Origin of the sequence: Chitinophaga alhagiae (assembly GCF_003568665.1) — a bacterium.
Lineage (GTDB): Bacteria > Bacteroidota > Bacteroidia > Chitinophagales > Chitinophagaceae > Chitinophaga > Chitinophaga alhagiae.
The window spans coordinates 698,442-715,071 of the sequence record NZ_QXMH01000003.1 but is presented as its reverse complement, the minus strand read 5'-3'; the positions used below and the strand labels follow the sequence as shown (position 1 = coordinate 715,071).

Sequence of the window (16,630 nt, the reverse complement as noted above, 5' to 3'; positions counted from 1 at the left end):
AAAACGGAACATGAAGCGCATAAAATTTTATCTCGTTTTTTTTACGGCCATTCTGTTTTCCAGCTCTTGTGAAAAGTACCTGGACAAATCGCCGGAAGCGGATATCAACGAAAGACAAGTGTTTGGCAACTTTATCAGTTTCCAGGGCTTTGTGGAGGAAATGTACAACTGCATCATGGACCCTAATAAAGGTGGTGCATGGAATACTTACCTCTTTGCAGATGAAACGCTCAATAACTCGCCATACAATTTTGACAATGGTAACTACTGGGGCGCGGAAGGCCTGTTTTACGGCCAGGGTGTAAATACCACGGATAATAACTCCCGTACCAAAAGGATCTGGGAATATGCGTGGTACGCTATTGCGAAAGCTAACCAGGCCCTTGAGAAAATAGAAGAGGAAGGCCTTTTCCAGGGTACGGAAGAGGAGAAAAAGATACTCAAGGGGCAAGCCCTTTTCTTCAGGGGCTGGTTTTATTTCCAGATTTCCCAATACTGGGGCGGCATGCCGTATATCACCCGCGTGCTGAGCCCTACGGAAAGCCTGATCACAGAAGAGTTTACTCGTCTCAACTTTCAGGAAACGGCCAAAATGATGGCCAAAGACTTCCGCGAAGCGGCAGACCTGCTGCCGGCTGATTGGGATGACGTGCCCACCGGCCAACCCACGCTGGGCCAGAACCGCACCAGGATCAATAAATATTTTGCGCTCGGTTACCTCGGCAAAGCCCTGCTGTTTGCAGGCAGCCCCATGGTCAACCAGGAAGCCACCGGCAGCAATGCCTTTGATCCCGAATTATGTCAGCAGGCGGCAGACGCGTTTGGAGAATTGCTGACCCTGGCAGACCAGAACGGCAAGTACAAGCTGCAGTCATGGAGCACCTGGACGGACAACTTCTGGCGCTGGAACAATGAACGTCCCGGCGGTACGGAAGTGATCATGGCGCCTACCATTTATGATAGGAGCCGTGTTAGATGGTCTACCGTAGGCGCTACCGTGCCATCTTCAATGGGCCTCAACAGTGGTTCTTCCGCAGATGTACCCACGCATAACTTCACAAAGAATTATGCCATGGCAAACGGTTTGCCCATCACAGACCCGGCCTCCGGTTATAACCCCAACGATCCCTGGACCGGCCGTGAACCGCGTTTCTATAAAGACATTGTGGTAGACGGAGATAAAATATTCAGCTGCAATTGCGAAGACGCTACGGCAAAGTTGTACAATGGCGGCTACCACCGCTCACAGATCAACCCGCCCAGCATAACGGGGTATTATGCAAAAAGGTATTCTCCCATGGATGCCAGCTTTTCCATTTCCAAAGCCAACGGCCTGCAGGCGTACGTACCTTACCTGCGCCTGGCGGATATTTACCTGATGTATGCGGAAGCCGTGCTGTACGCCCAAAACGGCGGCACGCCCCAGAGCACTTCCGGCAATTACAGCCTTACGGCAGCCGGTGCGGTGAACGTGATCCGCAACAGGGCACAGCTGCCCGACCTCGACGCGAAGTTTACGGCCAGTGCGGCAGTCTTCTTCGAGGAAATTGTGCGTGAGCGCGCGGTAGAACTGGCATTTGAAGGTGCCCGCTTCCTTGACCTCCGCCGCTGGAACCGCAACTGGGACACACGCTACCTGGACAAGACCGCTATTGACTTTGACCGCGGTCAGGATGGCAAGCCCGTCAACATACAGGAAAGGCTGATCATCAGAAGGGTGGCTACCAGGAAACATAACTGGCTGCCCCTGCAGGTGAAATTCATCAATCTTTATGAAGGCTTCCCCCAGAATCCGGGCTGGTAATCTTTCTGCATCTTAAAACTTGACCAATGAATTATAAACACGCTATTATATTAACATGCCTGAGCGCTATGCTGCTCTGCGTTCAAGCAGACTCGTACGCCCAGGAAGGGAAGCCCGTGAAGACGCAGTACGTTTTGGTGGACGAAGAGGGGAAGCCCATCAGGAATGCAGATGTCTACAGCGGCACCGCTTATGCAAAAACTAACGCAGAAGGAAAGTTTTCCATTGCGGTAGAGGCAGGCTCAGACCTGGTGGTTGTGGCCAAGGGATATGACAAGATGTCCCTGTCATCTGGAGACGCATTGCAGCAACCCCGCATTACCATGAAAAAGTCGGCGCTGTTGTACGCGGAAGAAGACAGAACAAACCTCGCCTTCCGGAAGGCTTTCCAGGGAGACATTGTAGGTTCCGTTACAAAGCTGGACATTGCCGAAATACAGAAATATGATCACACCATCCGGCTGGTAGACGTGATTGCCGGCCGTTCCCTGGGCATGATGGGGTATGACCGCATTAGGGGCCTGGGCCGCGGTATCACCGTAGAAGACATTACGGGCAGTGGCACGGGCCGCGCCATGTTTGTGGTAGATGGCCTGCCCCGCGATGCGGAGAACATGCGGCTCAACGAAGTGGAAAGTATCACCATTCTCAAAGACGTGAACAGCGCCATCCTCTATGGTACCGGCGCGGTAAACGGTGTAGTGCTTGTTACCACCAAAAGAGGGGAGGCTTTCAAGAAGCGGTCAGACTTCAGCGTGAACTACGGTATTGCCACGCCAAGAGCGCTGCCTAAATACCTGAACTCCGCGGACTACATGACCTACTTCAACCAGGCCCGCGAGAACGACGGGTTAACGCCCCAGTTCAGCGATGAGACCATTGAAAATTTCAGGACCGGCAATAAATACCGCTATCCCGATGTGGATTATTATTCCGATGCCTATCTGCGTTCTTTCAAGAACTATTACGACCTCACCGGTGAGTTCTCAGGTGGTAACAATGTGGCCCAATATTATACCAACCTCGGCTGGTATAATGCCGGAAGCCTCCTTAACTTCGGAGAAGAGGCCAAAGGCCGGAGCAACCGCTTCAACGTACGTGGCAACGTAGACCTGAAGATCAATGACTGGATCAACACCGCGGTAGATGCGTATGGCGTGTTCCTTATCAGCAAAGGCGCACGCGGCAACTACTGGTCTGATGCCGCCACCGTACGGCCTCATGAATACGCGCCGCTGCTCCCCATCAACCTCATCAACCCGCATGACCCGCTGCTGCTGGGCCGCAAGAATGATATAAACGGGCAGTATCTGCTGGGTGGCGTTTCCAACCGTACCACTACGCCGTTTGGATACGGTTACTCTGGCGGTACGGAGGAGATAATATCCCGTAACTTTGCCTTTAACAACCGGGTAAACGTTAACCTGGACAGGGTAACACCTGGCCTGTCTTTTCACACCAACGTCAGCTTCGACTATTTTGTGGCCTACAGCCAGACCGTTGCCAACGAGTATTCCGTGTATGAACCGGTATGGAGCGCTACGGCAGACAGCATTGTGAGCCTCAAACAATACGGCAAGGACTCCCGCCCCGGTACACAGTCCGTTGGCGGTTCTTCCTTCCGCAGAAGGTTTGGCGGATACGGTTTGCTGGGGTATGACCGTACGTTCAACAGCAAACATCACTTTACAGGCTCGTTGCTTGGTTTCCTGGGCAACTACAAGGTGGAAGGCGATTTCCAGGGCGTAAAGCTGGCGCATGCCGGCCTGCGTGTGGGATATGCGTTTGACCGGCGGTACCTGGTAGATTTCAGCAGCGCCTATGTGGGCTCTGTTAAACTGGCAAAAGGCAACCGCGGTAAATTATCCCCCTCCCTGGCCGTGGGCTGGGTGCTGAGTGAAGAAGACTTTATGTCTTCCTCCCGGAACGTGAACTACCTCAAGCTCCACGCTTCTGCGGGTATGATGAACTCAGACTTCCTCATCAATAACTTCTTCCTGTATGACAACCGGTATGCCGGCTCCGGCAGCTACAACTGGTTTGAAGGCGGCAGAAGCCGTTCAGGCATTGCCTCTAGCTGGGGCACCAATCCCAACCTGGACTATACCCGCCGTAAAGAGATCACGCTCGGCGTGGAAGGCCGCTTCTTTAATAACGTGCTCGGCGTTACCGCCAACGTGTTCCACGATGTGTACGACAGGTTGGTGACCCGCCCCACTACCAGGTACCCCAGCTTCTACACGGACTTTATCCCGTATGAGAACTTTGGCGCTAACAAATACCAGGGCGCTGAACTGGGTGTGGAAGTGAACAAAACATTTGGAGACTGGAAGATTGCTGCCGGCGTGAACGTGCTGTACTCCACCACCGAAGTGTTGAAAATGGACGAAGTGTATAATAACGCTTACCAGTACAGGGCCGGCCACCCCGCAGACGCCCGTTTCGGGCTCGAGGCACTGGGCCTGTTCCAGGACGATGCGGAGATTGCCGCCAGCCCCAGGCAGGTGTTTGGCGCCGTACGTCCCGGTGATATCAAATACAAAGACCAGAACGGGGATGGCATTGTTGACGAGAACGATGAAATATACCTGGGCCGCTACCAGCAACCCATTTCAGGCGGTTTGCAAATAAGGGTCTCTTACCGCAATTTCACCCTCTATGCACTGGGTGAGGCCAGCTATGGCGCAGATGAATTTGTGAATAACAACTACTACTGGGTAGACGGGAACGACAAGTATTCCGAACTGGTGCTGGGCGCCTGGACGCCTGAAACCAAGGCTACGGCCACATATCCCCGTCTCAGCTCCCAGACCAACAGCAACAACCACCGCCAGTCTACTTACTGGGAATATGACAACGATTACTTTAACATCCGCAGAATACAATTGAGCTACGATATGCCCGCTTTCGTGAGCAAGGCGTTGAGAATGCGGCTGTTGAATGTTTTTGTGGACGGCTTCAACGTGTTCCGGTTTGGGCCAAGCCGCCGGATACAGGACCTGAGCATTGGAGGAGAACCTTCTTACCGTGTCTTTTCCGTTGGCCTGAACGCGAGCTTTTAATGATCTTAAAAAGAGAATGTTATGAAAAAACTCAAAATACCGTTGTTCCTGCTTGCCACATGCGCGTTGTGCTCCTGTGAGAAGCTGTTCAATCCGAATAATGATAATCACAGCACCTTTGACCGGGTGCTGGTAGACCCGGCCTACGCGGAAGGGCTGCTGATAAAGGCCTACACTTATATTCCCACTAATGACTACAACTACAACGAAGTAGCTACGGACGATGCGGCCACCAGCGACAAGAACAGCACGTACCTGAAAATAGCTACCGGCGGCTGGACCTCGCTGGTAAACCCGGAAAACCTCTGGGACAATGCCAACAGGGCCATCATGTACATCAACCAGTTCCTGGAAGTGGTGGATATTGTTCCCTGGAAATATACAGACCAGCAACTGAACGGGCTTTACATCCGCCGCCTGAAAGGAGAGGCGTTTGCCCTGCGTGGTATGTTCAAGTATTACCTCATCCGCAACCATGGCGGTATTGGGGAAAATGGTGAGTTGCTGGGCTTCCCCATCTACAACAAGTTTGTAGAATCTGCGGAAGAGTTTGCCGCGCCCCGGAACACGTTTGCTGAAAGTGTGAAAAGCGCCAATGACGATCTGGACAGCGCCCTGGCCCTGCTGGCGCCCAACTACGGCAACGTTAACAACCCGATAGACCTGCCGCCCGGCTTCTCTGACATTACGGATGTAGACAAGTACAATACCGTGTTCGGTGAGGTAACGCAGCAGCGCGTCAGCGGCCGCATTACGCTCGCTATCAAGTCCCGCATGGCACTGCTGGCGGCCAGCCCCGCCTTCAACACCAATAACAGCGTACAGGCATGGGAAGAAGCGGCCAAACTGGCGGGTGACGTACTGGCCGAGATCAACGGCGTGGCCGGCCTTGACCCGAAAGGGAACATCATCTACCTCAAAGCGCAGGTAGATGCCGCAGACATCACCGCCGGCGATAAAAAGGATATTCCTGAAGTACTGTGGCGCCGGCCTATTTATACCAACCGCGCCCGGGAGCAGGCCAATTTCCCGCCCACCCTGTTCGGGAACGGGAACATCAACCCCTCCCAGAACCTGGTAGATGCGTTCCCGATGGCCAACGGCTACCCGATCACAGACGGAGCTTCCGGTTACGATCCCGCCAATCCCTATGCTGGCCGGGACAAGCGCCTGGCCCTGTATATTGTGTACAATGGCAGCAAACTGCGCAATACCACCATCAATACCGGTGTAGGCGCCGGAGACGATGGCCTGGACGCCCGCCCCAACTCCACCCGCACCGGCTACTACCTGAAAAAGCTGCTGCGCGAAGACGTGAACGTGAACCCGGTGTCTACCTCTGACCAGAAACACTTCAACACACATATCCGGTATACCGAACTGTTCCTGAACTATGCGGAAGCAGCCAATGAGGCCTGGGGCCCTGATGGAACGGGAACGCAGTCTTACTCCGCCCGCGCCGTGATTGCCGCTATCCGCAAACGAGCCGGCATTCCCGCACCAGACGCGTACCTGCAGTCTGTAACCACCAAAGAGGCCATGCGCGAGCTGATCCGGAATGAAAGAAGGCTGGAGCTGTGCTTTGAAGGGTTCCGCTTCTGGGACCTGCGCCGCTGGAACGCAGACCTCACAGAACCGCTGAGAGGCGTAAGGATCACCAACGGTACTTACGAATACTTTACCGTGGAGCCGCGCGCGTATAACAACGATCATATGCACTACGGGCCCATTCCCAACAGGGAGATTTTCAAGTTCAATCTGATCCAGAACAAGGGTTGGCAGTAACCACTATAAAATTTAAAGCTAGAAGCATGAAAAAGATATTGATGGCATTCACGATTCTTGCGCTCGGGTTACCTGCCTGCAAGAACTTTGAGATCGCCCACCCGGACTTTAAATACACATCGGGCTACTTCCCTTACCAGTTCCCGGTAAGAACGCTCGTGCTGGGGGATGATATTTACGATAATACGAATGATAATAACGGCAAGTTCCGTATATCCGCTCACCTGGGCGGTATCTACGAAAACGACCGTAGCCGTAGCTTTGACATCCAGGTAGACAACAGCCTGGCAGACCGCCTCCTCTTTACGTCAGGTGGAGATACGGTACGGGCGCTGCCGGCAAAGTATTACACGCTCAGCGCCAACAAGCTGGTAATACCCGCCGGAGAGATGAACGGCGGCGTGGAAGTGCAGCTGACAGATGAGTTCTTCAATGATCCCGAGGCCATTAAGCTGAACTATGTAGTGCCGGTCAAACTGCTAGGTTCAACAGATGTAGACACCATCCTGGTGGGCCAGTCAGATGACCCTAACGCAGACCCTCGTGTAGCCGCCCAATGGGCAGTGGCGCCGAAGAACTTTACCATGTTCGGCATTAAGTTCATCAACGAGTTTCACGGGGCGTATTTCCATTACGGGCAAAGCCAGGTGAAAGACGATGCCAACACGGTACTGGAAGACACCACCTATTCTCACAAATTTGTAACCAGCAACCCGGTTACCAGGCTGGCCACGTCAGGCAGGCACCAGGCAACCACCTCTTTCTTCATGCGCTCCAAAGTGATGACAGGAGAGATCACCCTTATACTGGAATTTAACGGGAACAACTGTACCATATCCGCTCCCGCCGGCGCCGGTTATACCATTACCGGTACAGGAGAGTTCAAGAAGGAAGCGTATGAATATGGAGACAAGAAGCGGAACGGTATTGCGCTGAACTACGTAGTGAGCCGCAATAATCAAACGTACAACGCCAGTGACGTACTGGTAGTGAGAGACAGGGGAGTGGTGATGGAAACGTACGCGCCGGTGACGTATTGATGTTGGAAAGATTTTTTAAAAGGCTTGCAAACAATTGATTTGCAAGCCTTTTTTAATGTGTTTGAGCAGACCTTTGCAATTTGCCGGAATGTTGATTAAGTTTAGACCAGGGAGCGGCAGGAAGGGTGTAACAGGATATTGTCTTATAAAACTGAAAGACCATGAAACGAAAAGATTTCATTCAACAGGCAGCGTTTATTTCAAGCAGTTTTTTTATTGCCAGGGATTTGCAGGCAAAAGATAAAGGCCCGGTCTTTGGTCATGGCGACAAACGGTACCGCATGAATACCAAATGGAGCGGCGCCAACCCTGCCGTTAACGCGGTGAATGACTGCCATGAAATGGTGCAGGACCAGGAAGGCCGGATCCTCCTGCTGACGAATGAAACAAAAAACAATGTGCTGATCTATAAAAAATCAGGTGAGCTGGTAGGTACCTGGGGCCATGAATTTCCCGGGGCGCATGGCCTGACACTGACCCATGAAAATGGTACGGACTTCCTTTTTATCACTGATACCGTAAAACACCAGGTGTACAAAACCACCATAGACGGTAAAATAGTAAAAACGATCAGTGTGCCGCTGGAAGCCGGTGTTTATAAAAAGGCGGAAGAGTTTGTGCCCACTGAGACCGCCGTAGATACGAACGGCGATTTTTTCATTGCGGACGGTTACGGCGCCCAGTACATTACGCATTACGATAAAGACGGCAGGCTGAAGAATTGCTTCGGCGGGCGGGGAGAGGGAGATGAACACCTGGACAATGCGCATGGCATTACCATAGACCGCCGCCAGGGCGCGCCTACCTTGCTGATCACGGACCGCACGCGCAATTGTTTTAAACGGTTCAGCATGGACGGGAAATTGCTGGAGATAATTAAGCTGCCTGGCGCCTGCGTATGCCGGCCGGTTATTAAAGGAGATCACCTGTATGCCGCGGTGTTGCGCTCTCCCAGCCTGGCCAATGCCGATTCAGGGTTTGTGACCATTTTAGATAAAGACAACAAGGTAGTCTCCAATATCGGGGGTACGGCGCCCGTGTATAAAAACGGTACCTTGCAGCCCATGTCCCAGGCCGAAAAGATATTCCGGAACCCGCATGATGTGTGTGTGGATGATGAAGAGAATCTTTATGTAGCGCAGTGGAGCTCAGGTAAGGTGTATCCGTACAAATTTACCCGGGTGCAGTGATGAATTTCCCTTGTTCTTTTCTGCATCTGCACTGCTGATGCCGCCTGCCGGGCCCCGCCGTAGGGCAGCGGCGGCAATTACAACAGCGCCCGTCAACAATCCGATAGCCGCTATCCACAATAACCAGGGGTACACCATGCTGCTGAACCGCAGCAGGTAAGAAAACCCCTGCGCCATCAGTACCGCTTCATTTGCCACTATTGCCCAGGTGAAAATTACAATGCCTGTTTTTGCCATACGCCCGTCTGCTTTAAAGTACCCGTGCTGCACCAGGCAGCCCAGCAGGTATAACGTAACAAAGCCAAGCATTACCAGGTGCAGATAACCGATAATAACAGGCCGGTTAACAAATATCATATTGCCAACGGCAGGCAGCACAATGACCACCTGCATGGCTGTTTTAAGTACAAATGCAACTATAGCAAGCACACCGGGTTTTTTCGCAAATGGGTGTACGCTGCGGAAGGCTGCGCTGGCATGCCGCATCATGGCTATGAACCAGGCTAATGCCACCGCCATGCAGGCGCATCCTGCAATGGCTATTGCATGTATCACAATATTGGAAGTATGCCAGAGATAGGACAGGAACAGGGTTGGGAGTACTGATACGGACATGGCCGTGGCAAAACGGCGCAGGTACCTTTGTGCAGCCTCATTGAAAGCGCTGCTGAAATCATGCGCAAACAATGCAAGAATACCCAGCGTAAAGAACCCGTTGTATTGCAGGTGGAGGTAGGTATAAATAGCATCCCTGTACAGCACAGGGTCTGCCGTATGCGATGCCATCAGATAGGCCAGTGCAAACGGCCCTGCGGAGGAAAGCACAAGCGCGCCTAATGCAGAAAGCAGCAGTATCACTACCGGACGGCTTACCCGTGATCTGAAAAGGTGCTTCGCCAGTACCCAGGTAAACGCATAGGAAACGAGTATGGACAGTGTGGAGAAACAGATGGATACAGCGGCATAGCCCTGAAAGGGGAAGCTCAGCAGCATGCCAACCGCGCTTACCAGCATGCCGCCTAAAAGCCATTGGTATATTGGCCGGCTGCTGCAGGTGGCAGGTAATATCTCATAGGTGATGAGTGTAAGCAGGCAAAGTGTGATCCACCCGGTAAATGCAAAGTGAGAGTGTGCATGCAACACGTAGCTGAAGTTAATGCCAGGCATCGGGAATAATATTTTGCTTCTTAGCAGCAATCCAAGTAAAGCCACAATGGCCAGGTTGACCAAAGATACAGTCAGCCATTTTCTTTCTGCTTTTAACATGATGGTCCCTTTTTTAAATGCATCACTTTTGTTAGCCGGTTGAATACCCGTTTTCCGGTGTAAAAGTAGTGCATTTTTCAGTAAGTAAAGGATAGTTTAGTCCTTTATTTATCCTCGCCTATCCCACGCCAGTGCAGTGTATGACGCCCGTCATGCCGGTAAATGATACTGGTCATATTCCTCAAAAAACGATTAAAATAGAAGTATTTAAATACTTTTATTATCTACTTTTACATTGTAACCGGATATGTAAAAAGACAGGACAGAATGATCACAGTGTTTGGCCATGTTTTGATCCTTGCAGTGTACATGCAACGGCGGCGTTGTAACAGCTCTCAAAGAATATTTAATACCAGTTTTTATGAAACGCGATAAAACAAGTTGCTGGCTTATCATCCTGGCGGCAACTTTATTCACAGCATGTTACTCCAATACAGACAATAAGTATGCAGCCGGCAAAGGCGGTAAAATAGTGTACGGCGCCCCTGAAGCATATATTACCGATGAGGCAATACCGCCTGCCGCTATTGCAGGCCCTGCGGCCTATGCGCCAGCCATCCCGTCACTGGCTGACGGAGACACGGTAGCCATCCGGGTAGACGTACTGCATAAAAAAATTTCCGTATCAGACGAAGTGAGCTTTTGGGCATGGACATTTGGAGACGAGGTTCCCGGCCCGGTATTGAGAGTGCGTGTAGGGCAAACTGTTAAGTTCACAATGGCAAACCGCTCCAACCTTACCGCGGAGGTATCTCCTCCAATGCCGCACTCTATTGACTTTCACGCGGCCCTGGTAAATCCGCACGACAAATACAGGAGCATTGCCCCCGGCGCCACCCTGCATTTTCAATGGACGGCAAATTATCCCGGTGTGTTCATGTACCACTGCGGCACCCCGGTTATTTTACAGCACATGATCGCAGGCATGACCGGCATGGTCATTGTAGAACCGGCCGGTGGCTTCCCGGGTACGGTAAACAGGGAACTGGCCATTGTACAGAATGAATTTTACCTGAAGCCCATGGGGGATACGGCGTACCAGACAGATGTAGCCGGCGCAAGGGCCAGGCAGCCCATGTTTGTTACGTTTAACGGTCAATACAGGCGGTACATGCAGTCGCCCATAGCTGTGAAAGCAGGAGAGCGTGTCCGTTTATATGTGCTGAATGCGGGCGCCAACCTTACATCCGCCTTTCATGTGGTAGGCGTTATTTTCGATAAGGTGTGGATAGATGGCAACCCCCGGAATGAGATGCAAGGAATGCAAACGGTACTCCTGGGGCCCAGCAGCGGCGCTATCCTGGAGTTTACAGTTCCTGAAAAAGGCATCTACGCTTTTGTTGACCACTCTTTTGCCAGTGTGGAACAGGGCGCTATTGGTTTAATCGAAGCAAAATAAAGCATATGAAAAGTTTATTGCTGGCAATAGCCATCGTTATAACAGCAGGCTTTAACATCAAGGCGGCGGCGCCGGGCAAGGTAAAGGTGTACCTCTTCATACAAACACGATGCCCCTGTATTTACAGCCATAAAGAAACTTTCGGAAAACTGCTTAAAACCTACCGCAACCAGGTGGAATTTACGGCTGTGTTTTCAGATAGTAAGGACAGTGATAAGGATATACAGGAGCTGATGCGGGACCTTGGCTGGAAAATGCCTTATGTGCGGGATACCGGCCACCGTTTACTGATGCGGCTGCACCCCAGGGTAAGCACGGACGTAGTGCTGCTGGATGCCGGTAAAGTGCTCTACAAGGGTGCTATAGATGACGGGCCTTCCAACATGGGCATGGTGAAACATTTTTATCTGCAGGATGCGCTGGAAGCATGCCTGCAACATTTACCGGTACCTGTGCCCAGCGCACCGGGGAAAGGTTGCTTGCTGTAGCACTGAGAACAGCCACTGAGCGTTACCGGGCGGGAATAACGAGAGACCCTGGTGAATGCTATACTTGTTACCAGGCGTGTTACAGGGATCTTTGCAACAGTTTCAGGCCGATAAGAAGATGACAAGCCCGGGGCTCCAAGGCGATAAGAAGCCGATAAGAAGCCGATAAGCCCGGGGGGCCAAGCCGATAACAAGGCGATAAGAAGGCGATGGCCTGCTTTTATGTCAAATTTGAATCATCATTATAGTTATGATTATTAATACGTTGTAATATATTCTTGCTTTTTTACGCCGTGAATAACGGGCTGGTTTATCTGCGGGATTAAAAAAGCCCCTGTAAGTCAAAGACTACAGGGGCTTTTTGTGCCCAGAACTGGATTCGAACCAGCACACCCTTGCGAGCGCTGCGACCTGAACACAGTGCGTCTACCAATTTCGCCATCTGGGCATCCTTTGTTTCAGGGAGTGCAAAGGTATGCAAGAATTTCATTTTTCCAAATTTCACTAAAGTAAATTTTCCGACCCGCCGGCAAGCGGTAAAATACCCTTTGCTTTTTAGGGGCTGAAGGACTATATTTATAGAGTACCGGGTACGTTACCGGAAATAGGCCTGTTCCTGCAAAAAAGTTCCCGTCAATATGTTTGCAAAATATTGACCTCAATTCTATTTACGTATAAAAACACCGCTATGAAAATTGCTATCGTTGCACTGTCTTTTCTGGGCCTTGTGTACTGCAAGAAGGCTGATGTGGAGCCTGAGAACAATACACCCGTCCTCCGGTCTGACGCCCCGTCGCTTTTGTCAACCACTACTTTCAATGTTTCACCGGCTACCAATTTTAATTCCACCTTCTGGTCTAACGTACAAACAGCGCTGGCCAGCGGCCCGGTAGATGTCATTTTTGCGAACGGCACCTACACCCGTACGGCTACGCTAACGCTGTCCAACATCGGGGACGATGCGAACCTCCTTACCCTGAAAACCGCATCCGTCCCGGGCGGCGCTGTTTTCAACGGCAGCATTGCCAAGCTGATGAACGTAAACCTGTGTAAAAACGTCAAGCTACAGGGCCTCAAGTTCACGGGTGCTGCAACGGGGTATGCGCTTACAATTGTCAGGAGCCAGGATATTGCGGTGGAAGAATGCATTTTTACCGATCTGCCGGATGTAGGCTATGGCGCGCTGGGCGTGCATTATGAAACCACCAACCGGGTGCTGGTGCGCAACAATACATTTGCCCGTGTAGGGTACGATTCTCATGCGCATATGATCTACGGTGCTTACGGCATTCAGCGGCTGAGTGTGGTGGGCAACAGTTTTACGGACTGCTCGGGCTCATTTGTCCGTTTCCGCGGTAACCTGTCTTCCAAAGGCGTGGTGTACGACAATGATTTCACATCTACCGGTACCTACCTGACGGGCATCAACCCTGTGTTCATCGAGATACCGGTATTCAACGACGTGGACCCCGGAGATGAAAGAATGGGAACGCAATTCATGATAACGAAGAACACGTTCACCTACGCCACGGCCGGTTCTCAGGCCACCCGCTACGCGGTGGTATTCCATCACACCGGCTTCAACCCGCCAGACCGTACGCACCTCATCAGCGCGGCAGATGCAGCTACGCTAAACAGTGGCACGGTTACCCAGAAACGTACCATCATGAGCGCCCAATTGGGGCTGGACGGTAACGAGATACACTTCGGCGGCAATACCAACAGCAATGTGCAATACAATGTACTGTACCGCTGCTGGAACGGGTATGGCTCTTCCGGGCCGTGGGCGGGCATTGCCAGCATAGGCACGGCGGTGAACGCTTCCGGCCTTGCAACAACGGAGCTTGCCGCTATCAATTATTACCCCTGAATACCGTTATCATCTGCTGACAACAAAATAGCCCGCCTTGTCCGACAAGGGGGCTATTTTTTTCCACCTGCTTCACCAGTTTTTCCGGCGGCGGGGTTTTGCCTTTTTTGGGGTTAAACAGCTTAACTACTCCAAAGCTACGCCGCCGCCCGCCCATTGAACAGGGAGCAATTACCTGAATTTATCCGTATTTATACGCAGGGAAGGAAAGGTACTTTGTACGCTGGCATGGCTAGACAGATGCCCACCAGTGTTCAGCAGGATATGGTTTCCCCAGCTCCACCACTTCTCCTATACGCGGCGTGGCAATGGTGAGGCCGCGTTGTTGCGCCGCCGCTGTTACACGCACGGCGGGCTCATCCCAGGGGTGGTTGGCCAGCGCGAACTTGCCCCAGTGTACGGGCACCATCACTTTGGCGCCGAGGTCTGCCGCGGCCGCGGCGGCTTCTTCCGGGTTCATGTGGATGTTGGGCCAGGAAGGGTTGTATTGCCCGGTTTCCAGCAGGGCCAGGTCAAAGGGGCCGAGCTTTTCGCCAATGGTTTTGAAATGCGCGTCATAGCCGGAGTCTCCGCCAATGTAGATGCGCACATCAGGCGTCTGCAATACAAAAGACGCCCACAGGGAGCCTCCCCGTTTAAGGCCCCGCCCGGAAAAATGGCGCGCGGGCGTGGCGGTAAGGGTGTACCCTTCCAGCGGGTCTTCTTCTTCCCACCAGTCCATTTCCGTGATCTGCGAAGAAGGGATGCCGGCGCGTACCAGGTCCCTGCCCACGCCCAGCGGCGTGTATACTGCTTTTATTTTCGGAACAAGCTGACGGAGCGTGTGGCTGTCAAGGTGATCGTAATGGTTATGGGTGATGATGAGCAGGTCTATATCGGGCATCTCTGCCGCCGTGTAGATATTGGTGCCGGCAAAGGCCTTTATCATGAACGAAAAAGGGGAGGCATACCCGCTGAAAACGGGGTCTACCAGTATGTTGCGCCCGTTGTTGCGCAGCAGGTAGGAAGAGTGGCCGAACCATACCAGCTGCGTGCCGGTGGCCGGCAACTGGTGCAGGTCTGTTTTAACGGCGGGCAGCGGCCGCGGCGGCCACACCGTTTTGGGTTTGTTCAGGAAGGCCCGCAACACGGTGAAATAGGAAGCGTCTCGCGCCATGATCTCGGTAGGGGAAAGGTTTTGAAAAGAACCGTTCCGGTAATTCGGTGATTTCCATTCCATTTGTTAAAAGTACGAAGATGTCGCGTTTATACAATTGTGCCGGGCGGATGTGTCGTAATTTTGGGTCATGGTATCTGTAGAAACTTTTAAGGCCTTGTGCATAGGCATGCCGGAGGTGCAGGAGGTGCTGCATTGGGGCACGCCGGCCTTCCGCACTAAAAAACGGATATTCGCTACCCTGTGGCCGCAGGAAAACCCCGGTAACAAGGCACTGAACCGGCCCAGCGCCAATTTTGGCTTCACCCCGGAAGAGCAGGACGCCTTTTGCAAGGCGGCGCCTGACAGTTTTATGCCGGTGGAAGGCGGCTGGGGCCGCCAGGGCTGGACAACCGTTAACCTGCACAAAGTGAAAAAGAAGATGCTGGAAAGCGCCATCCAGAGCGCATGGTACAGCGCGGCGCCTCCAAAGCTGCAGGAGCGGTACCGGTTGGATAACGGGCTGGAATAGGGGGCACGGACAGCATGCCAACCGGAGCGGCGCCATCCGCCAGGCCAAAACGCCGGGCCACCCGGCCGGGAACCCGACCGGAACGGCACGCCGCTCAGAACGGCAAACCCAGCTCCTTCTGCCGCTGCCTGCTCAGGTGGCGTTTGAGCGGGGAGCGTTCCTGCGCCAGCAGCCTCCATACCCGGGCGGGACTGAACACGTCCAGGTAATCCAGGTTGTTGGGAAAGGCGCTCAGGTACTGGTCTCTCACGTAGTATAACACGGAGCCGTTGCCGGACATGCCGTAAAGGTCGTTGGCGGTGATCTGCAGGCCGGTTTTTACGGCCAGGCGGCTGTCAAGTATCAGCAGCTTGTTTTTTCTTGTGAGCACCACCAGTTCGTCTGCCGCGCGGTTGTGCCGGATGGTCTCAATACCGTCCGGGTGCGTGAAGATAAAAGGAGGGGCGTTGCCGTCAAGGTCCCGGCGGAAAATGGTATCCCTTCCCTTGTCAAATGGCGCCTTGTAGGTAATGATGGCATTTTTGTCGAACACGGGCGCTATCAGCTGCTCATGGAAGTTCATACGGCCGTTGGTGTTCATGTCAATCACTTCCACCGTTTCCTCAAAAGTGGTATACAGGCCCATTTTGGCTACCAGCTTGTTGCGTGCCACGTTCCCGTAACCGTAGGTGTAATAGTTCCGGGTGGAAAAAGAAAGCGTGTCTTTTCCTTTCATCACGTGTATCATGGTGTCTGCTCCCCACACCAGCGCCCCGTCTTCCGTAAAGTCCCCGAAGGTCACGTTGGTAACCCGGTGCAGGCGTTTCCCGTTCTCGTCATACACATCCAGCTGGTTGAGCCCGGAAGGGATGGGGTAAATGGTGAGCAGCTGCTGCATGTTGCGGGAGCTGGTAATGGTGGTTTGGGAAGGGATGTGGCAGATGGGTTTTTTCTGCGGGTCAAGTAGCTGCACTTTTTCTATGAAGTCCCCGTTGGGGGCCAGCTGTACGTAAGGTATCACCAGGTTGCCGGAGGCCGTGAAGCGTACGCGGTAAGAATCGAACTGTGTAAAAGGCCCGT

The 16,630-nt window shown here is 52.7% G+C and carries 11 protein-coding genes and 1 tRNA gene; 9 read left to right on the top strand and 3 right to left on the bottom strand.

The annotated features are described in order from the left end of the window. The first annotated feature begins 10 nt into the window (after positions 1-10). From D3A97_RS19040 to D3A97_RS19020, 5 genes are all read left to right on the top strand, one after another. Positions 11-1,804: a RagB/SusD family nutrient uptake outer membrane protein gene (locus D3A97_RS19040; RefSeq protein WP_119080095.1), complete on the top strand. Its 1,794-nt coding sequence runs from the start codon at positions 11-13 to the stop codon at positions 1,802-1,804. A 26-nt stretch (positions 1,805-1,830) separates the two neighbouring features. Beyond that, positions 1,831-4,866, top strand: a complete 3,036-nt coding sequence (locus tag D3A97_RS19035; protein WP_119080094.1) for a SusC/RagA family TonB-linked outer membrane protein — start codon at positions 1,831-1,833, stop codon at positions 4,864-4,866. A gap of 21 nt (positions 4,867-4,887) precedes the next feature. Continuing rightward, positions 4,888-6,651, top strand: coding sequence for a RagB/SusD family nutrient uptake outer membrane protein (locus D3A97_RS19030; protein WP_119080093.1), 1,764 nt, complete (start codon positions 4,888-4,890; stop codon positions 6,649-6,651). A 41-nt stretch (positions 6,652-6,692) separates the two neighbouring features. After that, complete coding sequence (locus tag D3A97_RS19025; RefSeq protein ID WP_198674071.1) at positions 6,693-7,691, top strand: DUF5627 domain-containing protein; 999 nt, start codon at positions 6,693-6,695, stop codon at positions 7,689-7,691. Positions 7,692-7,852: 161 nt separating this feature from the next. Next, positions 7,853-8,881, top strand: coding sequence for an NHL repeat-containing protein (locus D3A97_RS19020; protein ID WP_119080091.1), 1,029 nt, complete (start codon positions 7,853-7,855; stop codon positions 8,879-8,881). On the opposite strand, the gene D3A97_RS19015 is transcribed toward D3A97_RS19020, so the two are convergent. Next, positions 8,840-10,147, bottom strand: a complete 1,308-nt coding sequence (locus tag D3A97_RS19015) for a hypothetical protein (RefSeq protein WP_157986627.1) — start codon at positions 10,145-10,147, stop codon at positions 8,840-8,842. The two genes, D3A97_RS19020 and D3A97_RS19015, sit on opposite strands and share 42 nt — an antisense overlap. Before the next feature lie 361 nt (positions 10,148-10,508). Here D3A97_RS19015 and D3A97_RS19010 point away from each other — a divergent pair, with 361 nt between their 5' ends. Further along, the gene (locus D3A97_RS19010; RefSeq protein WP_119080089.1) at positions 10,509-11,546 is read left to right on the top strand and encodes a multicopper oxidase domain-containing protein; all 1,038 of its coding nucleotides are present in this window, start codon (positions 10,509-10,511) and stop codon (positions 11,544-11,546) included. A gap of 5 nt (positions 11,547-11,551) precedes the next feature. Beyond that, a complete protein-coding gene (locus D3A97_RS19005) occupies positions 11,552-12,034 on the top strand; it encodes a thioredoxin domain-containing protein (RefSeq protein WP_119080088.1) in 483 nt (160 codons plus the stop codon). A 364-nt stretch (positions 12,035-12,398) separates the two neighbouring features. On the opposite strand, the gene D3A97_RS19000 is transcribed toward D3A97_RS19005, so the two are convergent. Further along, positions 12,399-12,482, bottom strand: a tRNA-Leu gene (locus D3A97_RS19000). A 240-nt stretch (positions 12,483-12,722) separates the two neighbouring features. Here D3A97_RS19000 and D3A97_RS18995 point away from each other — a divergent pair. Further along, complete coding sequence (locus D3A97_RS18995; RefSeq protein ID WP_119080087.1) at positions 12,723-13,904, top strand: hypothetical protein; 1,182 nt, start codon at positions 12,723-12,725, stop codon at positions 13,902-13,904. A gap of 232 nt (positions 13,905-14,136) precedes the next feature. Here the strand turns inward: D3A97_RS18995 and D3A97_RS18990 are convergent, their stop codons facing one another. Beyond that, on the bottom strand, positions 14,137-15,123 hold the full coding sequence (locus D3A97_RS18990) for an MBL fold metallo-hydrolase (protein ID WP_119080086.1): 987 nt from the start codon (positions 15,121-15,123) through the stop codon (positions 14,137-14,139). 67 nt (positions 15,124-15,190) lie between these two features. Here D3A97_RS18990 and D3A97_RS18985 point away from each other — a divergent pair, with 67 nt between their 5' ends. Next, on the top strand, positions 15,191-15,571 hold the full coding sequence (locus D3A97_RS18985) for an MmcQ/YjbR family DNA-binding protein (RefSeq protein ID WP_119080085.1): 381 nt from the start codon (positions 15,191-15,193) through the stop codon (positions 15,569-15,571). Positions 15,572-16,630: the final 1,059 nt, after the last annotated feature.